We start from the raw sequence: 21,160 nt of genomic DNA, 5'->3' as shown, positions 1-21,160 counted from the left end.
CGACACTCCGCGCGGGCCGGCGCGGGCCGGGCGCCCGGTCAGCCCAGTTGCTGGGCGTTCAGGCCGACGAGGCGTTCGTGGGCGGGGTTCTCGTCGGGGTACACGACCTGGATGTCGATGGGGAGGTCGGTTCCCGGATCGACGCTGTGCCCGCCACCCTGGGGGGAGCCGAGCAGGACGGCGCCGTCGGTGCCGTCGCGGAGGATCTCACCCCAGAAGGCGTCGACGAAACTCTTGGACAGCGAGGTCCCCTCCGGCAGGTCACCGAAGCCGACAGCCCACTTCATGACGCGGGTGTCCTCGGCGTGCATCGTGAGCCGGTACGAGTAGACATGCCCCGGACCCTCCGCCCAGTGGCCGCGCAGCTCCTGGTCGACGCGCAGGTTCCCCACGAAACGGGACGCCAGCGCGGACTGGGCCTGGTCGTTCCAGGAACCGTTCGGGCTCCCGGCCATGGGCACTCGCTGCAGGTTCGCGATCGAGGTCCCGCGCTCCACCGGCAGCGAGTGCCCCTGCTGACCGGCGGCCGAGAAGAGCGCGTTGTCCTCGGCCGTGTTGTTGACGACGCCACTCACCCCGTCGCCGCTGTGGTCGAAGCCGTACTCGGAGAAGTTGTTGACGTACACGCCCATCGGAATGGCCAGGATCTTGTCGCCGCTCCCCGGGGCCTGACCCACGTTGAAGCCGGTGGCCCGGTAGAGGCAGAGGTTCCCCTCGGGGCACGCCTCGACCCCGTGGCCGTAGATCAGCTGCGGTTCCTTGTTGCTCACTGCACTCCCCTTACCGTTGACCGTTGACGGACCGGCGTGGCTGCCACCGCCTTCGCAGGCCGGAGCCAGCCGCCTGTTCCAGACGCCTGGCCGACACGTTATGCGTTCGGACTGTTACCAAACGTAACGACACGTGGGGCCTGCGTGGCCGTGTCGCCCAATTGCGGTCAGAAGCCTCCGCCCAGCCCGCGCAGCCCCTCCGGGCAGGTATCGCCCGTTCGTGGAGCGGCGGGGCCGGCCGGGTGGCCTCGGGTCCCGGGGGCGCCTAGCGTGATCGGTGTCGGGGTGAGCGAGGGAGTCGCGGTGGCCCGTGGGAGCGCTCGGGGGTGGCTGACGTCCCGGGATCCGGGGCTGGGGGCGGTACGTAGTGCGGCCCGGGTGACGGTCGTGGTGTGCGTGGTGTTCTACGGCGCGCGGTACGGGCTCGGGAACCGCGTCGTGGCGATCTACGCGCTGTTCGGCGCCGTGGCGGCCGGTGGACTGTGCCGCATTCCGGGGACGCCGCGGCAGCGGGCCCGCGCGCTGGTCGCGGCGCTGCCCGTCGGCTGGATCCTGGTCACGCTCGGTACCGTACTGGCCGCGCACACCTGGGCCGCGGCGCTGGGGATGCTGGCGGTGGGCTTCCTGGTGACGTTCGCCGGGGTGGGCGGGCCCCGGCTGGTGGGGCTGGCCACCGGGCTTCAGCTGTTCTACATCCTGCCGTGCTTCCCGCCGTACGAACCCGGCAGCCTGGGGTCCCGGCTCGCCGGGCTGACCTGCGGAGTCATGGTCCTGGCGGCAGCCGAGCTGCTGCTGTGGCCCGGTACCCGGCCGGGGCGGTACGAGGACCGGCTCGCGCGGGCGGCCGACACCGCAGGCGGGTTCCTGGGCACGCTGGCCGCCGGCAGCCTGCCCGCCGGGGCCGCGGCGAGGCTGCTGGCGGCGTCCGACGCCATCCGGATGAGCCGGGTGCCCATCGGCGAGCGCCCGGCGTCGGCCTCGGCGCGCGACCGGGCGCTGAGCCAGGCAGCGACGTGGTCCCGCTATCTGCTCGCCCAGGCCCGGCGGCTCGACCTGGCCATCCATCGCGGCCGGGCCGCCACCGACCCCCGGGCCGCCGCACTGCTGGCCGTGGTCGCCGCCGCCTCCGACGATGTCGCCCGGGCCCTGGACGGCCGGTCCCCGCCCCCGGCCGCCGGGCCGACGGCGGACGCGGCCACCGCCTTCGAGCACCACCGCACCAGCGGCTTCCGGGCCGGCGACGCCGAGAGCCAGGCCCGTCTGCGCGGCGGCGCGATCGCCCTGGAGGTCACCTACGGCGCGAACTTCCTCGTCACCGCCGTACGGATCGCCCTGGGCGCCCCCGTCCCGCCCGACGCCACGCCGCCGGCCGAGCGGCCCGGCCCGTTCTGGTACGCCCACCACCGGGCGGGGACGCTCTACGCGCGGCGGCTGCGCGCCCACCTCACGCCGCGCTCGGTGTACTTCCAGAACGCGGTGCGTACGGCGGTGGCGCTGGCCGCGGCCCGGATCGTCGCGGGCGAACTCGACCTGTCCCACGGCTTCTGGGCGCTGCTGACCACACTCACCGTGATGCGTTCCAGCGCCGCCGACACCCGCACCGCGCTGCGCCCGGCCCTGCGCGGAACCCTCGCCGGCGCCGCCGTCACCGCGCTCATGCTGTATCTGACGGGTACTCATACCGCTTTTTACGCGGCCGTGCTGCCGCCCCTTCTGCTGCTGGCGTTCGCCGCCGGTCCGGTGCTGGGCGCCGGCTGGGGGCAGGGGTTCTTCACCCTCGCGGTGGCGTCGGCCTTCGCGCAGCTCGCCGCCACCGGGCCCGAACTCGCCGGGATCCGTTTCCTCGACGTACTCGTCGGCGGCCTGACGGGCGCCCTCGTCGGGCTGCTGACCTGGCCGCGCGGCGGGGCCGGCGAGATGCGGCGGGCCGCGTCCACCCTGCTCGACCAGGGCGTGGCGGCGGTCGCCGATGTCGTCGACACCATGACCGGCACCCGCCCGCGCGGTGGCGCCGCCCTCGCCCGCGCCCGCCTCGACCTCGCCTTCGCCGAGGCCGGTTACGCCCAGTACGCCACCGAGAACCGCGAGCACCAGGCGTCCGACGTCGACTGGCAGGCCGTCATGGTCGCCGGCCACCGCATGGTCGTCGGTGCCCAGACCCTCCACCACCGCTGCCCGCCCGGCGCCCTCGCCGCCTGGCCGCGGGCCGCCGCGAGCCTGCGCGACGCGGCGGGACGGCTGCGCCACACCTGCGAGGCCCTCGCCGCGCAACTGCGTTCGGGCGGCAACCCGGCCCCGTCGAGCGACACCTTCCCGCCCGCCGACGAGGCCGTCATCGCCCAGCTCTGCGCCACGGCCCACGGCGACCGGCTCGATCCGCGGCTCTTCTACGCCGTCGACGCCGCGGTCTGGCTCAGCAGCCTCCAGGCAGCGCTGGCGGCCATCGGTTCCGGCGAGTGACGGTGGTGCGCGGACGTCCCGGGGACGTGGGCACGAGGTGCGCCGGCCGAGGGCCCGCACCCCGGCCCGGCCGGCCGGCGCGCACGGCCTTCACCGCCACCGCACGGCTTCCGGCCCAACACGCCCGACGGACCCGGCCCATGGCCGCCCGCCCGGCAGCGGCGCCCGCCGCGTGGGTTGCCCGTCACCCCCGTACGGACCCCACCGGTCCGGTCCCCGCCACCGGCGAGGGCCCGGATCGTGGCCGCGCACCATGATCGGAGTCACACCGAACGGCCGCCTCGCCCACTGGCCAGGGCCCAGTGGGAATGAGATGCTCCCCCTGCCGCGACCGGCACGATCTTCGCGGATCGGCACAACATCCCGGAGGTGACTCGGGCCCGCAGCCGGCCCGGCAGACGCCGTACCGCATGACACCTCCTCACACGTGTTCCGACCGACGTTCAGGAATCAGATGTTCAGGAAAGTTCTTGTCGCCAACCGGGGTGAGATCGCGATCCGGGCGTTCCGGGCCGCTTTCGAGCTGGGGATCTCCACGGTGGCGGTGTTTCCGCACGAGGACCGCAATTCGCTGCACCGGGCCAAGGCCGACGAGTCGTACCTGATCGGCGAGCGCGGCCACCCGGTACGGGCGTATCTGTCGGTGGACGAGATCATCAAGGCCGCCCGCAAGGCGGGGGCGGACGCGGTCTACCCGGGCTACGGCTTCCTGTCGGAGAACCCCGACCTGGCCGCCGCGTGCGCGGCCGCCGGCATCACCTTCGTCGGGCCGCCGGCCGACGTACTGCATCTGACGGGCAACAAGTCCCGCGCGATCGCGGCGGCACGGGCGGCCGGGGTGCCGGTCCTGGCCTCGTCGGAGCCCTCCACGGATGTCGAGGCGCTGGTCGCCGCGGCCGGGGAGATCGGCTTCCCGATCTTCGTCAAGGCCGTCGCGGGCGGCGGCGGGCGCGGGATGCGGCGGGTCGCCGAGCCCGCCGAGCTGCGCGACTCGATCGAAGCGGCGATGCGCGAGGCCGAGTCCGCCTTCGGGGACGGCACCGTCTTCCTGGAGCAGGCGGTGGTCAACCCGCGCCACATCGAGGTGCAGATCCTCGCCGACGCCGCGGGCAACGTCGTCCATCTCTACGAGCGGGACTGCTCGGTACAGCGCCGGCACCAGAAGGTCGTGGAGATCGCCCCGGCGCCCAACCTGGACCCGGAGCTGCGGGACCGGATCTGCGCCGACGCCGTCGCCTTCGCCCGGCACATCGGCTACATCAACGCCGGCACCGTGGAGTTCCTGGTCGACGAGCGCGGCAAGCACGTCTTCATCGAGATGAATCCCCGTATCCAGGTGGAGCACACGGTGACCGAGCAGGTCACCGACCGGGACCTGGTCATCGCCCAGCTGCGGATCGCGTCGGGCCAGACCCTGCCCGAACTGCGCCTGACGCAGGACGACATCGTGCTGACCGGCGCCGCGCTGCAGTGCCGTATCACCACCGAGGATCCCGCCAACGGGTTCCGGCCCGACGTGGGCACCATCTCCGCGTACCGCTCTCCGGGCGGCCCCGGCGTCCGCCTCGACGGCGGCACCGTGCACACCGGCGCCCAGGTCAGCGCGCACTTCGACTCCATGCTGGTCAAGCTGACCTGCCACGGGCACGATTACGCCAACGCCGCCCGCCGGGCCCGCCGCGCCATCGCCGAGTTCCGGATCCGCGGGGTCTCCACCAACCTGCCGTTCCTGGCCGCCGTCCTCGACGACCCGGATTTCCAGGCCGGACGCGTGACCACCAGTTTCATCGACGAACGCCCCCAGCTGGTGCGGGCCCGTCCCCCGGCCGACCGGGGCAGCCGCATCCTGCACTACCTGGCCGAGACCACCGTCAACAAGCCGCACGGGGCGCGGCCCTCGGTGGTCGAACCCGCCGAGAAGCTGCCCGCCGCCCACCTCGGCGATCCGCCGCCGCCCGGTTCCCGGCAGCGCCTGGCCGAACTGGGCCCCGAGCGCTTCGCCGCCGAGCTGCGCGGGCAGAGCGCGGTCGCCGTCACCGACACCACCTTCCGCGACGCGCACCAGTCGCTGCTGGCCACCCGGGTCCGCACCCGGGACCTGCTCGCCGTCGCCCCGTACGTGGCGCGGACCACGCCACAGCTGCTGAGCCTGGAGTGCTGGGGCGGCGCGACCTACGACGTCGCCCTGCGGTTCCTGGCCGAGGACCCGTGGGAGCGGCTCGCGCTGCTACGGGAGGCGGCACCCAACATCTGTACGCAGATGCTGCTGCGGGGGCGCAACACCGTCGGCTACACCCCGTACCCCACGGAGGTGACCGACGCGTTCGTGGCCGAGGCCGCCGCCACCGGGATGGACATCTTCCGGATCTTCGACGCCCTCAACGACGTCTCCCAGATGCGCCCGGCGATCGACGCGGTGCGGGCCACCGGCACCGCGCTGGCCGAGGTCGCGCTCTGCTACACCGGGGACCTGTCCGACCCGGCCGAGGGGCTCTACACCCTCGACTACTACCTGCGGCTGGCCGAGCAGATCGTCGACGCCGGGGCGCACGTCCTGGCGATCAAGGACATGGCGGGGCTGCTGCGTCCGCCGGCGGCCAGGAAGCTGGTCACCGCGCTGCGGGAACGCTTCGACCTGCCGGTGCACCTGCACACCCACGACACGGCGGGCGGCCAGCTGGCGACCCTGATCGCGGCGATCGACGCCGGGGTGGACGCCGTCGACGCGGCCGTCGCCTCGATGGCCGGCACCACCAGCCAGCCCTCGCTGTCCGCGCTGGTCGCCGCCACCGACCACACCGAGCGGGCCACCGGCCTGTCGTTGCAGGCCGTCAGCGACCTGGAGCCGTACTGGGAGGCGGTACGCAAGGTCTACGCGCCGTTCGAGTCCGGGCTGGCCTCGCCGACCGGGCGGGTCTACCACCACGAGATCCCCGGCGGCCAGCTGTCCAACCTCCGTCAGCAGGCCATCGCCCTCGGCCTCGGCGACCGGTTCGAACTGATCGAGGACTGCTACGCCGCCGCCGACCGGATGCTGGGCCGGCTGGTGAAGGTCACCCCGTCCTCCAAGGTCGTGGGCGACCTCGCCCTGCACCTGGTCGGGGCGGGCGTCGAGGCGGCCGACTTCGAGTCCGGGCCCGGCAAGTTCGACGTACCGGACTCGGTCATCGGCTTCCTGCGCGGCGAACTCGGCGACCCGCCCGGCGGCTGGCCCGAGCCGTTCCGCACCCGCGCCCTCGAAGGCCGGCCCCCGCAGGCGCCGGCACCGCGGCTGACCGACGAGGACCGGCGCGGGCTGGCCGAAGCACGGCGTAGGACACTGAACCGGCTGCTCTTCCCCGGCCCGGCCAAGGCGTTCGACACCCACCACGAGACGTACGGCGACACCTCGGTGCTGTCCACCAAGGACTTCTTCTACGGCCTGGAGCCCGACACCGAACACAACGTCACCCTCGGACAGGGCGTGACCCTGCTCATCGAGCTGGAGGCGATCGCCGAGGCCGACGAGCGCGGCTACCGCACCGTACTGGCCACCCTCAACGGCCAGTTGCGCCCCGTGTCGGTACGCGACACCTCCATCACCAGCAGCGTCAAGGCCGCCGAGAAGGCCGACCGCGCCGACGACCGCCACATCGCCGCGCCGTTCGCCGGCGTCGTTACCCTCCAGGTGGCGGAGGGCGCCTCCGTCGAGGCCGGCCAGACCGTCGCCACCATCGAGGCGATGAAGATGGAGGCCGCCATCACCACCCAGCGCTCCGGCACCGTCAGCCGCCTGGCGATCGGCAAGGTCCAGCAGGTGGAAGGCGGTGACCTGCTCCTCGTCATCCAGTGACGGCCGCCTCAGCCGGCGGTGGCGGCAGCGGACTCGCCGGTGGCGGGGTCGCCCGTGGCGCCGCCGCCGGACGGGGCCGCTGAGGACGGGGCGCCGGTACCGGAGTCCTGACCGGAGTCCTGACCGGAACCCGGAGTGCCGGTGGAGGTCGCGCTCGCCCCGGGCGCGCCGGGTCCGTGGGTCAGCGGTGCCGTGCCCGCGGAGGCGTCGGGCGTGGGTGCCGGGCTGGCGGACGGACCCGGGGTGCCGGTCGAGCCGTTGCCCACGGAGGTGCCCCGGCCCGGCTTCCCGGTGACCACGGCGGCGACCGGCTTGCCCGCGATCAGCTCCGCCGCGGTCACCACGCCCATCGCCAGCGCGAAGACCAGGCCCGTGGTCAGGACGTACGTCTTCCAGCCCCTGCGCCGCCGACCGGTGTCCGGCGACGCCTCGGGGGGTGCCGCCCCGGAGGGTGCCGCCCCGGAGGGTGCCGGCGGCCGCGCGGTGCCGGTGCCGGTGCCCATCCGTCCGCGAATCCCCTCGCCGGTGCGGTGGAAGACGTGCTGGAAGACCGCGGCGCCGGTGGTGGCGCTCGTGCTGACCACGGCGGCGCCGACGATCGTGCCGTGCACGCCCAGCAGCGACGCCATGACGGCGCCCACCACGGACGCGAGTGTGCTCGCGGCCACCTGGACGGCGCTCAGGTCGAGCACCTTCCGTTCGGGCGTGCCTTCTTCGTCTTCCGGATCGTCCATCGCTGCCCCCTCGGGCTGTCAGATGTGAGACCTTCCTGCCTGGAATCCCCGCGAGGTCCCGCACGACAGTAGCCAGGGCTCGCGTACCCCGGGCCGGTCTCCTTACGCCGCTGGGACCACAACGGGCGTGCGGGGTACGGCCGGTGGACATCTACCGGCGCGATGCGGGTAGGCGTCGTACGCGCGGTGCAGCTCCGGTCCCCGGCGGCGTCGAGCCCTGACCGCGCTCCCCCGGGAGCGCATGTCGCGCATCGGTGCCGGCTTTCGGCGCAGCGTTGATGCGCCCCACACGGGCACCGTTCCACAGCCCGTCTGCGTCACACGTATCTGACGACAGGCAGTCCTCATGTTCGCGCTGATCCTCCCCGTACTGACCCCGTTCGTGCTACTCGGAACCGTCATGGGCATGGCCTGGTGGGAGGATCACGTACTGCCGCCGTCGCAGCCCGCCGACACCACCGCGGACGGCGACAGCCGCTGACGGCGCCGGGCAGCGGAATTGCCGGGCTCCTCCCGCCCCTGGCGGGCCTCCCGGGGGCTATGCTGTCGGATGGACGTCCCAGACCCCGGCGGCTGGCTCTTGCCTGGCTCAGATGCCTGAGGAGAACGGTTCGATCGTCCTCTCACCCGGTGCATCCCCCGAGGGAACAACAGGGTCCCACACTCCGCGACACCGTCCGCAGGACCTGTTGTCCGCCTGCCTGCCCGAAGTACATCCGTACTGGGAACGCGTAAGGAGACGCCGGGAGTCCGGCGCCGCCGGACGGCACCGTCCCGGGCGGTCTCCCGAACCGAGGCGCCATGCCCGTCACCCCGTACTCGTCCTTCCCCCGGCAGCTGACCGTCCACCGGCACGACAGGAACCAGCAGGCGTCGATTACCCTTTCGGGTGAGATCGACCTCGAATCGGCGCCCCTGGTACGGGAATCGCTGCGGGACTGCCTGTACGACGGCATCCGGGCCGTCGACGTCGACCTCACCGCCGTCACGTTCTGCGACTGCAGCGGTCTCAATGTCTTCCTCGACGCGGCGCAGCGCACCACCGCGGCCGGGGCCTCGCTGAGGCTGCGCCACCCGTCGCCGATCGTGGCGCGGCTGTTGGCCACCACCGGCACCGGATTCCTGCTGGCCGGGCTCCCGTTCGGTGGTCAGCGGCCGGCCGGCCCGGGCGGCGTCGCCGGGCCCGTACCGGCCGCCGCGACGAGTGGCGTGCGGTGATGCCGCGACTCGTCCGGTTGAACCGGGGTCAGGTCGACGGCCTGCGTGAGGAACTGGCCGAGCTGTACGTGGCGTCCTGCGCCACGGCGCCCGGCTGGGAGCACCGCAACCGGGGCGACTTCCTGCGCCGGCTCGCGGGTGACCTGCGGCGGCCGGGCTTCGCCATGCTGATCGCGGGCGCACCGACCCTGGTGGGGTGTGCGTTCGGGTTCCCGGTGCGGCGGGACGGCTCCTGGTGGCGCGGATTCCGTGGCGGGCTCCCGCGAGCGGTCGAGGAACTCACCTCTTCCGGGAAGGTGTTCGCGGTCACCGGGCTGGTGGTCCGTCCGGACGAGCGGAACCGCGGCCTCGCGGGATTCCTTCAGGAGCGGCTGCTCGCCGACCATCAGGCGTCGCTGGGCGCCACATTGGTGGACCGGCCCAACCGGGCGGCGTGCGCCGCGTTCCGGTCGTGGGGCTGGCGGGACATCGGCGAGGTCGACCGGCTTCCCGGCCCGGCGGTACTGCGGGCCCTGGTGCTGCGGGCCGGGCTGTGAACGATGAGCGGTAGCCGGTCGGCCCGGATCCAGGTGCTGGTGGCCGAGCAGGCGGCCCGCCGGGGCACGCGGGTCGGCGTGGTGGACGTGTGTGCCGCAGCCGTGCGGGCGCTGCCGGTCGGCGGGGCCGGGGTCTCGGCGATGTCGCGGACCGCGACCAGTCATCCGCTGTGCAGCACCGACGAGGTCAGCGAGCGGCTGGAGGAGCTGCAGCTCACCCTGGGCGAGGGGCCCTGTGTGGACGCGTTCGCCCTCGGGGCCGCCGTGCTCACCCCCGATCTGCGGGCCGCCGGGGTCCGGGACCGCTGGCCCGTGTTCGCCGCCGCGGCCACGGAGGCCGGTGCGACGGCGGTCTTCGCGTTCCCCCTGCAGATCGGCGCGATAAGCCCCGGCGTCCTCGACCTGTACGCCGCTACGGCCGGCGGGCTGGACGCCGAGGATCTGGCCGACGCGATGGCGTTCGCCGACACCGCGACCCTGGTCCTGCTCGACGCCGCGGCCTCGGGGCCGGACGGACCGGACGGACCGGACGGGCAGCACCGGCACCTGAACGGCTACCGGGCCGAGATCGACCAGGCCACCGGGATGCTCACCGAACAGCTGGGCGTCGGCATCGAGGAGGCCTTCGTACGGCTCCGGGCCCACGCCTACGCACAGGAGCGCCGGCTCGCCGAGGTGGCCACCGACGTGGTCGCCCGGCGGCTGCGGTTCACCCGGGACCCCACCGGGCCCGCAGCGGATCGGACCGACGATGACATCTGACCGTACGTCATGTCATTACCGCGCAGGACCAGTCCCGACAGAGGGTGTGCAGGATGGATGAACGGCTCCTTGCCAAGACATTCGTCGAACTGGCGGACAACCTCGTCGCCGACTTCGACCTGATTGATTTCCTGCGTCTGCTGACCGACCGCTGCGTGGAGATGCTCGGCGTGAGCGCGGCGGGTGTGCTGCTCGCCGACCGGAACGGCGAGCTGCGTGTGATGGCCGCCTCCGACGAACGCGTACGCCTGCTGGAGCTCTTTCAGCTCCAGAACGACGAAGGGCCATGCCTGGAGTGCTTCCGGCACGGCACAGCGGTGGCCGTCCCCGACCTGACCGCCGAGGCCGGTCGCTGGCCGCGCTTCGTCGCCAAGGCCCGGCAGAGCGGCTTCGAGGCGGTCCAGGCCCTGCCGATGCGCCTGCGGGACGAGGTCGTCGGCGCCCTCAACCTCTTCCGGGCCCGCCCCGGCCCCTTCGACCCGGTCGGCACACCCATCGCGCAGGCGCTGGCCGATGTCGCCACCATCAGTCTGCTGCAGCAGCGTTCCACGGTCCGCAGCGGCGTCCTCAACGAGCAGTTGCAGAACGCCCTGAACAGCCGCGTACTGATCGAACAGGCCAAGGGCAAGCTCGCCGAACGGCACGACATCGACATGGAACAGGCCTTCACCGCCCTGCGCGGCTACGCCCGTTCGCACAACCGCCGGCTGTCCGACGTGGCCCGGGCCTTCGTCGACGGCTCCGAGTCGCTCGGGGGCCTGGTGGTCTGACGGATCCGGTCCCGGCCGGCCACGGCGACGGCCTCCACGGCCGGGACGACCGGGAGAAGGCGGCGCAGCCCGCTGGTCCTCAGTGCCTCCACGACTGCGGCGGACGGCGCGAGAAGGCACAGCCCGCCCCCGTGGCGGCGGACCCGCCGGCCGACGGCGACCAGGAGCCCCAGAGCGAGCGCGTCGCAGAAGGTGACTCCCGACAGGTCGAGGACGATCCGGGAGCCGGGGACGCGGGAGACCCGCAGGAGGCGTTCGCGCAGTCCCGGAACGGTGTCGACGTCCAGGCCTCCGGTGACGATGACGGTGCTGTCCCGGGCGGCCCCGCGCGTGGGCACCGGTCTGACGCGGCGGGCCCTGACAGGGATGAGGGAAGTTCCGGGACCCTGATACACCAGTTGCCTCCTCGGAGCGGAGCGGACCTCACGCTGCCGGGGGTCTGGGGCCTCAATGAGCAGACTAGCCCTGTCCGTACGCCATGGACAGCCTTCCCGGGGCGTCTACCGGAGTAGGGTCAAGGCACCGGGAGTACTTCGCACACCGGCTTCCACGCGGGTGTCGTTCTCGGTGAGCCACCACGCCGGGACGTCGACGACGCGCCCGGGGACAGGTCAGCCCCATGACCGCGACCCTTGATCCCACGACCGTCCATGAGCGCGTACCCCTCCCGGCGGCGGCCCTGCCCGCGGCGGACTTCCCCGCGGCGGACTTCCCGGCGGCCCGGCTGTCGCTGACCCCGGCGGGGTCCGCCCCCGGTCTCCTGGACGGGGCCTGGTGGCCGCGTTCCCGTGATCTCACCCGTGAACTCCCCGCCCTGGCGGCGGCGTTGGACAAGACCTGGGGCCGGATCACCCGGGTCGCGGTGAATCCGGCCCGCTGGCCCGTCATCCCGCGGAAGGTGCCGGTGAGCGGGCACACCGTACGGGTCGGCTGGTTCGCCGCCGAGCAGGACCAGAACGAACTGCTGCTGCTCTCCTACACCTCCGGCCGCTGGGACCTGCTGGTGGTCCCGCCCGGGACCGGTGAGACGGCGGCCGCCCGGCTGATGGCCACCGCGGCCGCCCCCGGCGGTCTGCTCACCGCCAGCGCCGTGATGGCGGGCGGCGGTTCCCAGCCCGTCCGGGGATCGAGGACACGTGCGGCCGAAGGCCGCGCAACCGCGTGAACGACCGCGGCCCGGGCCTCAGCGGCCCGGGCTCCGGCCGCTGTGCCGGAGCTGTACGCCGCCCAGGACGAGGGCGGCCAGGAACACGGCCACGGCGATGACCAACAGATAGAGCAGGCCCTTCACCACCGCGCCCACGATCCCCAGGACAACCGCCACCAGAAGCAGCAGCAGGAACCACGTCATCTCAGGACTCCCTCTCCAGTGCCCGGCGGCGCACGCGGCGTCAGCGTCGCGCGAGCCGCCGTTCGCCCTTGCTGCCGGGGTCGTAGCCGAGGGAGTAGTGGGCGAAGACGCCCTCCTCCGCCTCGGCGGGCAGCTCCCCGTCGGTGCCGATCGAGGGGGCTCCCTTGACCTGCTGTCTGTCGTAGGCGACCTTGAGGTACCCCGGGCCCACGGTCGCCCCGGTGAGCGGCACGAACACCAGCCGGTGCCGCGTCGGCAGGCCGACGGTGACCGTCGCGAACGACGGTTCGTCGGTGCGGGTGTCGACGTAGATCGCTTCGAGCGTGCCGACCTTGTGTCCGGCCGCGTCGACGACCGAATGGCCCCGCCACTCCCGGATGTCACCGGCTTCGAACACAGTCACCCTCCTTTGCGCGCTGTCCGGCGTGTACCCGCATCACCGGCCACTACTCGGTCCGGTCCGGCCGGCGCGGCAGGACACTATTCGGGCCGCTGGGTGCGTGCGTCGTGCGCGAGGCCGTCCGGCTGGGGCTGGTTCCCCCCGCCGAGCACCAGGGTCAGGGCCCGGAGCACGGCCGGCCCGGGTGACCGGTGGACCTGTCCGGTCTGCTGCCACCCCCAGGACAGAAAGGCGCTGTACGCGCCGTCGTCGTCCTGGTCCAGCAGGGTGACGCCGAGTGAGGCGTGGTGGTCGGCGAGCAGCCGCTCCTGGAGGCGGCCGGTGAGGCCGCGGTCGCGTTCATGGGGGTGGACCACGACCGCGGTGACCGCGAAGACATGGCCCGAGGCGGTGAGTTGCTCAAGGTGGTGCGGGAGCGGCCCCTGAAACCCCTGCCACCAGGACCCGTCACGTCCCACCGGGAATCCGAAGGCGCACCCGGCCAGGGCCGTGGTCTCCGCGACCAGCATGCTGAACCCCGGTTGCCGTACGTCCCCGGCGAGCCGGTCGAGGAAGTCCTGCCGCCCCCGGTACTCCGAGCCGGAGGCGGTGCGGGTGGACTCCACGTACAGGTCGGCGAGGTCCTCGCGCATGCCCTCGGCCTGCCAGCGGTTGAGCCGCCGCAGCCGTGCGGTGGACAGTCCGGGCTGCTCCGGGTGGCCGGACCGGGACGTCACGGCGCACCGACCGGCACGGTCGGCAGCCGCGCGGCCGGCACCTGTGGGGAGCCCGGTGGCCGGGGAACGGCGAGCAGGAGACCGGAGCCGGTCAGGGCGAACAGCCGGGTCAGCATCGGGGGCGGGTCGTGGAGCCGCAGGGTCGCGCCCGCGACGGTGGCGCGCAGGGCCGCGTCGAGGAAGACGTTGAGGCCGCTGCAGTCGCAGAAGGTGACGGTGCTCAGGTCGCGACGTCGATGCTGCGGTTGCCGTCCTGCGGGCGTGGCAGCAGCGCCACCCGGAGCGGCGGCACCGAGGTCAGGTCGATCTCACCGGTCAAGGTGACCAGCACCCGGTTGCCGCTGACGGTCCGGAAGATGTACAGGATCTGCGGGAGGGGCATGGTGCCTCGGTTCTGGCATTCGAAGGGGACGTTCCGGGGCCGGCCAGTGGACGGCGGTGGCCCAGCCGAGGTGTTCGAAGCCGCGGATGAGGCCGGCGGACAGGTCGATCTGGTGCGGGCCGACGCCGTGCCGGGCACAGGTCGGTGCGGAGTGGTGGCCGTTGTGCCAGCTCTCGCCGAAGGAGAGCAGTGCGAGTGGCCACAGGTCGGTGGACCGGTCGAATCGACGGCTCGCGTAGGGCCGTGAACCGACCATGTGGCACAGGGAGTTGACGCTCCATGTGACGTGCTGGAGCAGCAGGATGCGGACCGGCCCGGCCCACAGGAAGGCGGTGAGCACCGCCCGTGCGTCACCGCCGCCGATGGCCCAGCCGGCCAGGGCCGGCAGGATCAGCGAGGCGGCGCACAGGGCGGGGAACGCCCGGGCGACCCGGACGACCGCGGGATCGGCGAGCAGGTCGGGGGCGTAACGGACGGCGCTGGTGAGGTTGTCGCGGAACAGCCAGCCGAGGTGCGCGTGGCCGAGGCCGCGCAGCCGGCCGGTGAGCCCGCTCCCGTAGCGGTGGGGCGAGTGGGGGTCGCCGGGGCGGTCGGTGAAGGCGTGGTGCCGCCGGTGCACGGCCGCCCAGTCGATGACGTTGCCCTGGAAGCTCATCGAGCCCGCGACGGCGAGGGTGGTCCGCAGCCAGGGCCGGGCGGTGAAGCTGCGGTGGGTGATGAGGCGGTGGAAACCGACCGTGACCCCCAGTCCGGTGATCGCGTAGAACGCGACCGCCAGGAGTACGTCGGCGAGCCCGATGCCGTGCCCCCAGAGCATCCGCACGGCCACCGCCAGGCCCACGAAGGGGAGTACGACGAACAGCGCGGTCACCACCGCCTGCAACCGCGGGCCGTCCGGCCGTGGTTCGGCGGCGTCGGGGCTGTCGGCGGGGAAGGGCTCGGTGCCGTCGTAGCCGGTGGCGGGCTCCGTCTCCCGGGCGGTCGGGGTCATCGCTGGCTCCTTCGCAGAGCGGATCAGACGGCACGCCGGTGGACGTAGCACCATCGGTGCCCCGGCCCCGGTGCCAGGGAGCGGGCGACCGGGTGGTCGGTCTCCTCGTAGTGGGCGCGGGCGTGCCGGCCCGGTGAGTCGTCGGAACAGGCCACCCAGCCGCAGGTGAGGCAGAGCAGCAGGCCCACCCAGGGGGCGTCACGGGCCTGGCAGTCCCGGCAGCCGTTCCACCTGGGGGTGACCGGTCCGAGGCCGTCGAGGTGCTCGCAGCGCGGGGCCGACCCGTTCAGATGCACCACGAACGGTCCCTGGACCATCGGCGCGGGGGGCCCGGCGATCATGGCAGCCTCCCCGCCGTCACAGGATGGCCGGGCACCGCCCGGCCTGTCGGCACCAGTCAATCCGCTGTGCGCGGTGACGGAAACGAGCAACCCGAGCAAGGGCCATCACCGGAGCCGATGACCCGGTTTCCGGGGCCACGGCACCGAAGTAGGCTGGTACGGGCTGGTGAACCGGCACGGCCGGCCGGGTGGGCGAGGGGGTGGCAGGGCGTGGAGCTGCGCCAGCTTCGCTACTTCGTCACCCTGGCCGAGGAACTGCACTTCGGGCGGGCCGCGGCCCGGCAGCACATCGTGCAATCCGCGCTCAGCCAGCAACTGCAGCGGCTGGAGCGCGAACTCGGGGTCCGGCTGGTGGAGCGCAGCACGCACCATGTCGTACTGACTCCCGCCGGGGTGGTGTTCCTGGTCGAGGCCCGGCAGATCCTCGCCCAGGTGGAACGCGCCACGGCGATCGCCCGCAGCGTGGTCGGCACGGCCCCCGCGCTGCGGGTCGGCATCATCGACGCCGGCTACGACTCGATGCCGCAGATCCTGCACGAGGTCCAGGCCCGCTACCCCGGCCTGGTGATCCACCAGGTCGAGGCCGGCGTACCCGAGCAGTACCAGCAACTCGTCGACGGCCGGCTGGACGTGGGCATCGGCAGGGCGGTACTCGCCCCGCCGCAGATCGCCTCCCACCTGTTCCGCCGCGATCCGCTCGGGGTGATGGTCCCCAGCGAGCACCGGTTCGCGGCGATGGACGGCATTCCGGTCGCCGTCCTGGCCCAGGAGCCGCTGCTGCTCGCCGAGGAGGTGCGGGCACCGGAGTTCAACCAGTTCACCGTCGAGATGTGCCGGGCCGCGGGCTTCACCCCCACCGTGTACGAGGGCACCGTCGAGAGCATCCGCGCCGCCGCCGACCTCGTCGCCCAGGGACGGTGCCTGTACTGCGTGCCCGCCTCCTGTATCTCCGCGCTCCCCGGGACCATCTGGCGGCCGCTCACCGAGCCGGAGTCCTACTATCCGTGGTCGGTTCTGTGGCGGGCGAACGACGACTCCGCGCATGTACGTGCCATCGTCGACTGCGCACGTGCCATGTCCGACAGACTCCGCTGGCTCGTCACCCCGGAACGGTCCGCGGAGCGGCCCACGGCCTGACGTTCCGCCGGGGCGTCAACGTCCGAGCACGGCTCCGCCGTTGACGTGGAGGATCTGGCCCGTCAGATAGGCGGCGTCGGGCGAGGCGACATACCGGATCGCCGCCGCGATCTGGGCCGGGCTGCCGGCCTGGCCGGTGAGGGTCTGGGCGACCCGGCCGGCCACGAACTGCGGCGTCGCGCGGTCGCCGAAGAACTCGGTGTCGGCCACGAAGCCGGGAGCGACCGCGTTGGCGGTGATCCTCTCCGCGCCGAGCCGCTGGGCCAGTTCGAAGGTGTAGGTCTGTACGGCGGCCTTCGCCCCGCCGTAGGAACCCGGCCCGCGCAGCGCCGCGACCGAGGACAGGTGCACGATGCGGCCGCCGGGGCGGGTGAGGTGGGGCAGGAGGGCTTCGGTGAGCAGTACGGCGGTCAGGACGTTCGCGGCGAAGTTGCGCCGGTAGCCGTCGGCGACGGACTCCAGGCTGCCGTCGTTGCCGGAGGCGACATTGCCGCCCGCGTTGGTGACCAGGACGTCCACCGGGCCGGCGGAGGCCGTGATGAAGTCCACCGCGGCACGCACCTGCGGTGGTTCGCTGAGATCAGCGGTCGTCCAGGTCGCCGTGGCCTCACCGTGGGCGGCGTTGAGCGCGTCGGCCGCCTTCCGCAGGACCTCCGCGCGCCGCCCCAACAGGACGATCCGGTCACCGTCGGCCGCGAAGGCCCCGGCTGTGGCCAGGCCGATTCCCGTCCCGCCGCCGGACACCACTACTCGTCGCTGAGCCATGCCCCACCCGTTCTCATCCGTGAACGATAGTCATGTACATGCGCTACGACGCTAGGCCGGACGGCGCCGGGGCGTCAAGCGGCCCGGCGCCGGGGACACCTCGCCGGCCGCACTCGTCAGCCGCCCGAGGCATCCGGGTCGTCCGGGGCGTCCGGGGCATCCGGGTCGTCCGGAGCTGGGGCGCTGTCGGCGCGTCGCCGGCGCTTCATCTCGGCCTCGAAGAGGTGCTCCCGTCCTTGGGCGAGGTCACGGCGGATCCGCTCCTCGGCGGCGGCGAAGGGACGGTAGTACGTGGCGTTGTAGGCCTCGACGATCTGGAAGGTCCAGTGACCGGGAATGACGTTGCGGCCGACGATGTCCCTCTCGATCGCGTCGGCCGCCCCGGTGTCCCCCGCCTCCCGCAGGAGCCGTACGGCGTCCCCCAGCTGCAGGTCGGCCGAGCCGGTCAGCTGGGGGAAGTCGTACAGGGCGCCCCGGGCGCGTTCGGTGGTCTCCAGCGCCTTGGACAACGCACCCAGGGCCTGGACGGTGGCATCACTCACGCCCGACGGCCGTTCATGGGTGGCGGAGCACTCGGGGCTGCGCGATTCGTCTTCCATTCCCCACGCTTTTCCCCCGGCCCTCCCGGTCATTCCCCGGGCTGGGCCGTTCGGACCATTCCCGGCCGGGATCCGCAGGGGCGGGTATCAGAGGCACTCCACCATGACCACGGCCGACCCGCGCGGAGCCCTCGGAGAGTGACGGCGCGCGATCACAGCTCGCGCAGCGCCGGCAGCAGCCGCCGCCGCGCCCACTCCAGGAACTCCGGCTGGCTGTCGCCGCCGACCTGGACGAGGGCGACCTCGGTGAAGCCCGCCTCGACGTAGGGGCGTACCGCGTCCACGAAGGCGTCCACGTCGTCACCGCACGGGATGGAGCCGGCCACGTCCTCCGGCCGGACGAACTCGGTGGCCGCGGCGAAGCTCTGCGGCCCGGGCAGCTCGGAGTTGACCTTCCAGCCGCCGCCGAACCAGCGGAACTGCTCGTGCGCCCGCTTCACGGCCGTGTCACGGTCGGGGTCGTAGCAGACCGGGAGCTGACCGACGCTGGGCTTGCCCGCGCCGCCGTGCTCCTCGAAGGCGGTGACCAGGGAGCGGTCCGGCTCCGTCGCGATCAGCAGGTCCGCCCGCTCCCCGGCCATCCGCGACGACCGGGGACCCGACGCGGCGATGCCGATCGGCGGCGCCTGGTCGGGCAGGTCCCACAGCTTGGCGGACTCGACGTCGAAGTGGGTGCCGCGATGGTTGACGTATCCCCCGGCGAACAGCGCCCGGATGATCTCCACGGCCTCGGCGAGCATCTCCTGCCGTATGTCGGCCGACTGCCATCCGCCGCCGACGACATGCTCGTTGAGGTTCTCGCCGGAGCCGAGCCCCAGCCGGAAGCGCCCCTCCGAGAGCAGCTGGACGGTCGCGGCCTTCTGGGCGACGACCGCCGGGTGGTAGCGGACGGTCGGGCAGGTCACATACGTCATCAGCGGAATGCTGGAGGTCGCCTGGGCCGCCGCGCCGAGAACACTCCACGCGTACGGGGAGTGGCCCTGGCCGTCCAGCCACGGGGAGTAGTGGTCCGAGGTGACGGAGAAGTCGAACCCGGCCTCCTCGGCTCGTACGACATGGTCGACCAGCTCTCGCGGCCCGGCCTGCTCGGTCATCATCGTGTATCCGAATTGCGTGGTCATGCACTGCGCCTACCCGGTACATTCCGGGCCATTCGGTCGATCGCGGCAACGCCCTCGTAGCCGAATGCCCGCTTTTTTGCGGTTTGAGACGGTTCTGCCGAGGTACCCGAGGCGTGTGCTGCTTCTGAGACCACCGGGCGTCTACCCGCCGCAGAGCGATACGTGGCTGCTGGCGCGGGTCATGCGGACGGCGGCGATCCGGCCCGGATCCCGGCTCCTCGACCTGTGCACCGGCACCGGGGCTCTGGCCCTGGCAGCCGTCCGGGCCGGGGCCGGGCAGGTGACCGCGGTGGATCTGTCCCCGTGGGCGGTGCTGGCCGCCCGCTGCAACGCCGCCGTGCGCGGCGCGCCCGTACGGGTGCTGCGCGGTGACCTGACCGCGCCGGTGGCCGGTGAGGAGTTCGACACGATCGTGGCCAACCCGCCGTACGTGGCGGACCCCGGCTGTCCCCGCCCGCCGCGCGGAGGCGCCCGGCTGGCCTGGGACGCGGGCCCGGACGGGCGGGCGCTGCTCGACCGGATCTGCGCGACGGCACCGCCGCGCCTGGCGCCCGGCGGCACACTGCTTCTGGTCCAGTCCGCGGTGAGCGGCACCGAGAAGACCCTGGCGCTGCTGCGCGGCGGCGGGCTCAAGGCCGCTGTCGTCGACCGGGCCACCGTGCCCTTCGGCCCCGTGATGCGCGCGCGAGCCGAGCGGCTGCGGGAGCGGGGCCTGCTGGCCCCGGACCAGGACACCGAGGAACTGGTGGTGATCCGTGCCGACCGGCCCCGCCGTCCCTGACGCGTACCGGAGACCGAACGTTTCATCCTCGTCCGACCGGAAACCCGATCATCGCACCTTCTCCCGAAAGGAGACGTCTGATGAGCACGGTCAAGGAATCCGTGGATGTCGAAGTCCCCGTCCACACCGCGTACAACCAGTGGACGCAGTTCGAGGAATTCCCGCAGTTCATGGAGGGCGTCGAGCAGATCACCCAGCTCGACGAACGCCACAACCACTGGGTCACCAGTATCGCGGGCGCCCGCAGGGAGTTCGACACCGAGATCATCGACCAGCTCCCCGACGAACGGGTCGCCTGGCGCACCGTTTCCGGGGACGTGAAGCAGAAGGGCGTGGTGACCTTCCAGCGGCTGGAGGACACCCGCACCCGGGTGCACCTGGCCATGGACGTGGAGACCTCGGGACTGGCCGACAAGGCCGCCGAGCTGGCCGGCGTCATCGACCGCCGCGCCAAGGGTGATCTGCGCCGCTTCAAGGACTACGTCGAAGCGCGCGGCCACGAGGACGGCGGCTGGCGCGGCCGGATCTCCCCCGTCTGACACCACCGACCCACCCCGAACGGGCGGGGACGGCGGCCTCCGGAGGCCGCCGTCCCCGCCCGTTCCCCGCGCCGGACCCGCTTCAGCCGGCGGCGCCGGTACGGCGCTTGCGCGTGACCCCGCGGAGGACGAGGCTCAGCGCGGCGGTGGCCGTGGACAGCACCGCGATCCGCACGCACCACGCGGCAAGGGCGCTGCCCCCGACGGCGTCGGCGAACGCCGGCATGGTGAGCAGCGCCCTGCTCACCGGCAAGGCGCACAGGCCGACGACCAGCACCGCCCACAACGGGGGCTCGTTGGAGGCGGTGACGGCGGCGGTCGCGAGGATCACGACCACGCTGAAGGCGATGAGGAGCACGGTGAGGTCCATGGCACCAGCATTCCGGTGGACGGCCGGCGAGGCGTCGGCGTACCGGAGGAACCGCGTCTCTACCCGGGGGTGGAGACGGGCGTCCGGCGGCCGGCGGTCATGAACGCGGTGGACACCGCCCCGCCGTCGGCCGCACCAGCAGGAACTGGACAGTGCTGCCGCCGGCAGACGCTGGTTTTCGGAGTCCTGGGGGACCCAGAGGCCGAATCGGGCGCCGGTCTGCTCCAGGACCTCCGCCGGGTCCATGGGTTCGCCGGCCGGCCAGGCCAGTGCCGAGGGGTCCGCGCCGATGTCGTCGCCGGGGAAGATCGGGTCGAAGGAGGACAGTACGCGGCCGTCGACCGCGTACTCGACTCGCTGGGTGATGTTCACGTCCATGGTGACGGCCACGACGCGGGTGCCCTGCGAGAGGGTGGGCAGGTAGTTCCGGGCGGAGACGTAGGAGGTGGAGGCCTGGATGGCGAAGGACCAGCCCTCGACGGAGCCGGCGCGGATGATCGCGTTCGCCTCCGGGCGGAGGAACCCCAGGGCCTCCAGGGCCTCTTCGTCCATGTCGTCGAGGTCGTACGGCTCTTCCATCGAGTT

At 73.0% G+C, this 21,160-nt stretch carries 24 protein-coding genes; 11 read left to right on the top strand and 13 right to left on the bottom strand.

The window, feature by feature from the left end; genetic code table 11:
• Window positions 1-38: 38 nt before the first annotated feature.
• Entirely contained in the window at window positions 39-770 is a 732-nt protein-coding gene (locus tag RWE79_RS36405) for a hypothetical protein (protein WP_475944610.1), read from the bottom strand.
• A 378-nt stretch (window positions 771-1,148) separates the two neighbouring features.
• On the opposite strand from RWE79_RS36405, the gene RWE79_RS36400 reads away from it, so the two are divergent.
• Both RWE79_RS36400 and RWE79_RS36395 read left to right on the top strand, forming a co-directional pair.
• Window positions 1,149-3,230: an FUSC family protein gene (locus tag RWE79_RS36400; RefSeq protein WP_475944608.1), complete on the top strand. Its 2,082-nt coding sequence runs from the start codon at window positions 1,149-1,151 to the stop codon at window positions 3,228-3,230.
• Between the two features lie 454 nt (window positions 3,231-3,684).
• Window positions 3,685-7,062, top strand: a complete 3,378-nt coding sequence (locus tag RWE79_RS36395) for a pyruvate carboxylase (RefSeq protein ID WP_475944606.1) — start codon at window positions 3,685-3,687, stop codon at window positions 7,060-7,062.
• Between the two features lie 8 nt (window positions 7,063-7,070).
• Here the strand turns inward: RWE79_RS36395 and RWE79_RS36390 are convergent, their stop codons facing one another.
• Entirely contained in the window at window positions 7,071-7,796 is a 726-nt protein-coding gene (locus RWE79_RS36390) for a hypothetical protein (RefSeq protein ID WP_475944604.1), read from the bottom strand.
• Window positions 7,797-8,142: 346 nt separating this feature from the next.
• Between RWE79_RS36390 and RWE79_RS36385 the strand changes: the two genes are divergently transcribed.
• The 5 genes from RWE79_RS36385 (at window position 8,143) to RWE79_RS36365 (ending at window position 11,082) form a co-directional block, all read left to right on the top strand.
• A complete protein-coding gene (locus tag RWE79_RS36385; RefSeq protein WP_475944602.1) occupies window positions 8,143-8,277 on the top strand; it encodes a hypothetical protein in 135 nt (44 codons plus the stop codon).
• Window positions 8,278-8,597: 320 nt separating this feature from the next.
• Window positions 8,598-9,014 carry an STAS domain-containing protein gene (locus RWE79_RS36380; RefSeq protein ID WP_475944600.1) on the top strand — a complete coding sequence of 139 codons (417 nt, stop codon included), beginning with the start codon at window positions 8,598-8,600 and terminating at the stop codon, window positions 9,012-9,014.
• Window positions 9,014-9,550, top strand: coding sequence for a GNAT family N-acetyltransferase (locus RWE79_RS36375; RefSeq protein WP_475944598.1), 537 nt, complete (start codon window positions 9,014-9,016; stop codon window positions 9,548-9,550). The genes RWE79_RS36380 and RWE79_RS36375 overlap by 1 nt, the downstream gene beginning before the upstream one ends.
• A 3-nt stretch (window positions 9,551-9,553) precedes the next feature.
• A complete protein-coding gene (locus RWE79_RS36370; RefSeq protein ID WP_475944596.1) occupies window positions 9,554-10,312 on the top strand; it encodes a GAF and ANTAR domain-containing protein in 759 nt (252 codons plus the stop codon).
• A 53-nt stretch (window positions 10,313-10,365) separates the two neighbouring features.
• Window positions 10,366-11,082 carry a GAF and ANTAR domain-containing protein gene (locus RWE79_RS36365; protein ID WP_475944594.1) on the top strand — a complete coding sequence of 239 codons (717 nt, stop codon included), beginning with the start codon at window positions 10,366-10,368 and terminating at the stop codon, window positions 11,080-11,082.
• Here RWE79_RS36365 and RWE79_RS36360 read toward each other — a convergent pair.
• Window positions 10,995-11,420: an STAS domain-containing protein gene (locus tag RWE79_RS36360; RefSeq protein ID WP_475944592.1), complete on the bottom strand. Its 426-nt coding sequence runs from the start codon at window positions 11,418-11,420 to the stop codon at window positions 10,995-10,997. The two genes, RWE79_RS36365 and RWE79_RS36360, sit on opposite strands and share 88 nt — an antisense overlap.
• Before the next feature lie 281 nt (window positions 11,421-11,701).
• On the opposite strand from RWE79_RS36360, the gene RWE79_RS36355 reads away from it, so the two are divergent.
• On the top strand, window positions 11,702-12,247 hold the full coding sequence (locus RWE79_RS36355; protein WP_475944590.1) for a DUF5994 family protein: 546 nt from the start codon (window positions 11,702-11,704) through the stop codon (window positions 12,245-12,247).
• A gap of 18 nt (window positions 12,248-12,265) precedes the next feature.
• On the opposite strand, the gene RWE79_RS36350 is transcribed toward RWE79_RS36355, so the two are convergent.
• The 6 genes from RWE79_RS36350 to RWE79_RS36325 all read right to left on the bottom strand — a co-directional run bounded on the left by RWE79_RS36350 (window position 12,266) and on the right by RWE79_RS36325 (window position 15,263).
• On the bottom strand, window positions 12,266-12,433 hold the full coding sequence (locus tag RWE79_RS36350; protein ID WP_475944588.1) for a hypothetical protein: 168 nt from the start codon (window positions 12,431-12,433) through the stop codon (window positions 12,266-12,268).
• A gap of 40 nt (window positions 12,434-12,473) precedes the next feature.
• Window positions 12,474-12,830 carry a PRC-barrel domain-containing protein gene (locus RWE79_RS36345; protein ID WP_475944586.1) on the bottom strand — a complete coding sequence of 119 codons (357 nt, stop codon included), beginning with the start codon at window positions 12,828-12,830 and terminating at the stop codon, window positions 12,474-12,476.
• 83 nt (window positions 12,831-12,913) lie between these two features.
• On the bottom strand, window positions 12,914-13,549 hold the full coding sequence (locus RWE79_RS36340; RefSeq protein ID WP_475944584.1) for a hypothetical protein: 636 nt from the start codon (window positions 13,547-13,549) through the stop codon (window positions 12,914-12,916).
• A complete protein-coding gene (locus tag RWE79_RS36335) occupies window positions 13,546-13,773 on the bottom strand; it encodes an STAS domain-containing protein (RefSeq protein WP_475946327.1) in 228 nt (75 codons plus the stop codon). Before RWE79_RS36335 ends, RWE79_RS36340 begins: the two co-directional genes overlap by 4 nt.
• Before the next feature lie 84 nt (window positions 13,774-13,857).
• Complete coding sequence (locus RWE79_RS36330; RefSeq protein ID WP_475944582.1) at window positions 13,858-14,922, bottom strand: acyl-CoA desaturase; 1,065 nt, start codon at window positions 14,920-14,922, stop codon at window positions 13,858-13,860.
• Between the two features lie 23 nt (window positions 14,923-14,945).
• Window positions 14,946-15,263: a UBP-type zinc finger domain-containing protein gene (locus tag RWE79_RS36325; protein WP_475944580.1), complete on the bottom strand. Its 318-nt coding sequence runs from the start codon at window positions 15,261-15,263 to the stop codon at window positions 14,946-14,948.
• A 210-nt stretch (window positions 15,264-15,473) separates the two neighbouring features.
• On the opposite strand from RWE79_RS36325, the gene RWE79_RS36320 reads away from it, so the two are divergent.
• A complete protein-coding gene (locus tag RWE79_RS36320; RefSeq protein WP_475944578.1) occupies window positions 15,474-16,400 on the top strand; it encodes a LysR family transcriptional regulator in 927 nt (308 codons plus the stop codon).
• A gap of 15 nt (window positions 16,401-16,415) precedes the next feature.
• Here the strand turns inward: RWE79_RS36320 and RWE79_RS36315 are convergent, their stop codons facing one another.
• The 3 genes from RWE79_RS36315 to RWE79_RS36305 all read right to left on the bottom strand — a co-directional run bounded on the left by RWE79_RS36315 (window position 16,416) and on the right by RWE79_RS36305 (window position 18,885).
• Window positions 16,416-17,165, bottom strand: a complete 750-nt coding sequence (locus RWE79_RS36315; protein ID WP_475944576.1) for an SDR family NAD(P)-dependent oxidoreductase — start codon at window positions 17,163-17,165, stop codon at window positions 16,416-16,418.
• 116 nt (window positions 17,166-17,281) lie between these two features.
• Entirely contained in the window at window positions 17,282-17,764 is a 483-nt protein-coding gene (locus RWE79_RS36310; RefSeq protein WP_475944574.1) for a hypothetical protein, read from the bottom strand.
• Window positions 17,765-17,916: 152 nt separating this feature from the next.
• Complete coding sequence (locus RWE79_RS36305; protein WP_475944572.1) at window positions 17,917-18,885, bottom strand: LLM class F420-dependent oxidoreductase; 969 nt, start codon at window positions 18,883-18,885, stop codon at window positions 17,917-17,919.
• Between the two features lie 118 nt (window positions 18,886-19,003).
• On the opposite strand from RWE79_RS36305, the gene RWE79_RS36300 reads away from it, so the two are divergent.
• A complete protein-coding gene (locus RWE79_RS36300) occupies window positions 19,004-19,666 on the top strand; it encodes a HemK2/MTQ2 family protein methyltransferase (protein WP_475946325.1) in 663 nt (220 codons plus the stop codon).
• 80 nt (window positions 19,667-19,746) lie between these two features.
• Window positions 19,747-20,205, top strand: a complete 459-nt coding sequence (locus tag RWE79_RS36295; protein WP_475944570.1) for an SRPBCC family protein — start codon at window positions 19,747-19,749, stop codon at window positions 20,203-20,205.
• 82 nt (window positions 20,206-20,287) lie between these two features.
• Here the strand turns inward: RWE79_RS36295 and RWE79_RS36290 are convergent, their stop codons facing one another.
• Window positions 20,288-21,154 (bottom strand): DUF6461 domain-containing protein, encoded by an 867-nt coding sequence (locus RWE79_RS36290; RefSeq protein WP_475944568.1) that lies wholly within the window; start codon window positions 21,152-21,154, stop codon window positions 20,288-20,290.
• Between the last annotated feature and the right edge of the window lie 6 nt (window positions 21,155-21,160).

Source organism: Streptomyces sp. RLA131, assembly GCF_056270125.1.
The sequence above is the reverse complement of the archived record's forward strand: the minus strand, read 5'-3'. Positions and strand labels throughout refer to the sequence as shown.

Bases quoted from the DNA above. Each gene is read 5' to 3' on its own strand.
- RWE79_RS36390 (WP_475944604.1), bottom strand. From the start codon at position 7,796: ATGGACGATCCGGAAGACGAAGAAGGCACGCCCGAACGGAAGGTGCTC.
- RWE79_RS36315 (WP_475944576.1), bottom strand. From the start codon at position 17,165: ATGGCTCAGCGACGAGTAGTGGTGTCCGGCGGCGGGACGGGAATCGGC.
- RWE79_RS36290 (WP_475944568.1), bottom strand. From the start codon at position 21,154: ATGGAAGAGCCGTACGACCTCGACGACATGGACGAAGAGGCCCTGGAG.
- RWE79_RS36325 (WP_475944580.1), bottom strand. From the start codon at position 15,263: ATGATCGCCGGGCCCCCCGCGCCGATGGTCCAGGGACCGTTCGTGGTG.
- RWE79_RS36310 (WP_475944574.1), bottom strand. From the start codon at position 17,764: ATGGAAGACGAATCGCGCAGCCCCGAGTGCTCCGCCACCCATGAACGG.
- RWE79_RS36365 (WP_475944594.1), top strand. From the start codon at position 10,366: ATGGATGAACGGCTCCTTGCCAAGACATTCGTCGAACTGGCGGACAAC.
- RWE79_RS36330 (WP_475944582.1), bottom strand. From the start codon at position 14,922: ATGACCCCGACCGCCCGGGAGACGGAGCCCGCCACCGGCTACGACGGC.
- RWE79_RS36375 (WP_475944598.1), top strand. From the start codon at position 9,014: ATGCCGCGACTCGTCCGGTTGAACCGGGGTCAGGTCGACGGCCTGCGT.
- RWE79_RS36380 (WP_475944600.1), top strand. From the start codon at position 8,598: ATGCCCGTCACCCCGTACTCGTCCTTCCCCCGGCAGCTGACCGTCCAC.
- RWE79_RS36385 (WP_475944602.1), top strand. From the start codon at position 8,143: ATGTTCGCGCTGATCCTCCCCGTACTGACCCCGTTCGTGCTACTCGGA.
- RWE79_RS36305 (WP_475944572.1), bottom strand. From the start codon at position 18,885: ATGACCACGCAATTCGGATACACGATGATGACCGAGCAGGCCGGGCCG.
- RWE79_RS36350 (WP_475944588.1), bottom strand. From the start codon at position 12,433: ATGACGTGGTTCCTGCTGCTGCTTCTGGTGGCGGTTGTCCTGGGGATC.
- RWE79_RS36395 (WP_475944606.1), top strand. From the start codon at position 3,685: ATGTTCAGGAAAGTTCTTGTCGCCAACCGGGGTGAGATCGCGATCCGG.
- RWE79_RS36295 (WP_475944570.1), top strand. From the start codon at position 19,747: ATGAGCACGGTCAAGGAATCCGTGGATGTCGAAGTCCCCGTCCACACC.
- RWE79_RS36355 (WP_475944590.1), top strand. From the start codon at position 11,702: ATGACCGCGACCCTTGATCCCACGACCGTCCATGAGCGCGTACCCCTC.
- RWE79_RS36370 (WP_475944596.1), top strand. From the start codon at position 9,554: ATGAGCGGTAGCCGGTCGGCCCGGATCCAGGTGCTGGTGGCCGAGCAG.